This window comes from Polaromonas sp. P1_G2 (genome assembly GCF_056405515.1).
The window spans coordinates 1-1,970 of sequence record NZ_JBFUBY010000461.1 but is presented as its reverse complement, the minus strand read 5'-3'; the positions used below and the strand labels follow the sequence as shown (position 1 = coordinate 1,970).

2 protein-coding genes are annotated in these 1,970 nt (G+C 58.5%); one reads left to right on the top strand and one right to left on the bottom strand.

From position 1 onward, the window contains the following. Positions 1-312: 312 nt before the first annotated feature. On the bottom strand, positions 313-834 hold the full coding sequence (locus tag AC1D0P_RS25195; RefSeq protein WP_477679234.1) for an N-acetyltransferase family protein: 522 nt from the start codon (positions 832-834) through the stop codon (positions 313-315). A 124-nt stretch (positions 835-958) separates the two neighbouring features. Here AC1D0P_RS25195 and AC1D0P_RS25190 point away from each other — a divergent pair. Then, positions 959-1,970 (top strand): alpha/beta hydrolase family protein (locus AC1D0P_RS25190; protein ID WP_477679233.1); only part of this gene is annotated, 1,012 nt, incomplete at its 3' end.

Sequence of the window (1,970 nt, the reverse complement as noted above, 5' to 3'; positions counted from 1 at the left end):
GCCGTGGCCGTCCTTTGCGCTGACCCAGACCGGCTGCACTTGGGCATATTCGCCCACGAACTGGTAGTTGAACTGCCGCATGCGGCGACCGAGCTCGCCAGAATGCACTTCCTCTGCCGTGGGGGTGTAGATCTCAATGTCGCTCATGGATGAAAGCATGTTCATCCAGCATTTTGTCATGCTGAAGTATTGATTAGAGGAGAGCGGACGCCGTTTCCCAACGCTGAGCATTACGGTCTTTGTGATGCTCAGCAAATCCTCCCCTAATCGGAGGGTTTTTTACGCCTAGTTATTCAGCAATGGCTCTAAATGTCAATTGCTGCTTAGCAACAGGCTCATGTGTTGGCCATCATAGAACGTACCATCAAGTCGAATTGCTTCGGGTTCGAGCCCGTAGGGTTCGAAGCCGAGCGACTGATAAAGGCCGATTGCGGCGGTGTTTGGCAAGAACACGGTCAAATTTACGCGGTGCACATCTTGTGAGCGTGCGTGTTCCAACGCAGCCTCGACAGCCATCCGGCCGAATCCTTGACCTTGATGCGATGGATCGACGAAAGTCCCCCAAAGAGTCACCTTGTGCATGGAAGAGGGAAATCGGCTCGTCCACGCGACGGCCGAGCACGCACGCAGCAGGCCGTCGACAAACACGCCAAAGGCCGCGCTAGGGGCGGGAGCGCCCAGCTGATCACGGAACCCCTGCAGCGGCCTGGTCAACTCTTCAGCAAGCGAAAGCCCCATAGGCACGGGATTGTGTTCAGTGACCCGACGTCGCAAGGCGGAAAATTCGTCCGCATCAGAGGTCATCAGTTGGCGAGTGTTGAGTTCTGGCTTCACAGGGTCCTTGCGTGAGTCGGAGGTCCGCTTCCGGCCGATTGTCGAAGTCTAGCCTACACACCGGTAAGCAGCCGCTCGGTCATCAAGATGGGGTGCCCAGCTTGGGTTCGGTGGACAATGGGGCATGACCGCCGACCAAGAGAACCCGACAGTTTGGCCCGACTTCATGGGTGCTTTGGAGCCGGAAGCATCGGAGAGCCCAGTTACTGCTGCCGCTCCAACAGACATCGCCGTGCTGAAACCTTCGAGCGATCTGCCGGCTTCGGTCGCGGCTTGGTCCGGGGACTGGTCAGGATGGGCCGGCCAAGGCCGGAGCTACGACGTCAAGCTGATCGTCGAAAGTCTCTCACGGAACGAAGCTACGATCGTGTGCGTGCGAGCGTCCGGCGACCAGGGTGTTTTTAGCGAACGCGTGCTCGCTCAGGTTCGCGGGAACGAACTGCGAGGCCGCCTGACAAACGGCGCAAGCCTCCAATTTCGGATGAGAAATCCGGATGTAGTAGAACTTCTGTGGCGCGAACTGGACGGTCGCTGGATCGCTGGGGTCCTATCACGGCCGAGTGTTGAAGAACAACGAATCAGCGAACGCGTGCCCACCGAGATGTTCGAACGTGGCGAGCAGATCATGCTCGAGATGGTGACGTTCAAACCGGCCGGGCCGGGTCCTTTCCCCACGCTTGTGTTCAATCATGGTTCGACGGGTATCGGAAACGATCCGGCGCTGTTTACCAGCACGGTGACCAGCCCGGCGATGGCGAAATATTTCAACGATCGTGGCTGGATGGTCGTGTTCCCACAACGACGCGGGCGCGGAAAATCAGGCGGCCTTTACGACGAGGGATTCGAACCAGATCGGTCGCAATACTCAGACGATCCCCAATACGCACTTCCGGGATTCGAGCACGCGCTGCTAGACGTGGCGTGCGTTGTCGAGCACTTGCTTACGCGGCCCGATGTTGATCGTGAGCGCCTGCTGATTGGCGGRCATTCTCGGGGTGGCTTCCTTGCATTGGCATTCGCAGGAGCGCGACCGAAGCTCTTTCTCGGCGTCCTCAATTTCGTGGGAGGCTGGGTTGACGAGCAGGGCCCCGCATCCGAGATGATCAATCCCGTGATCGCCAGGAGGGGAGCAACAT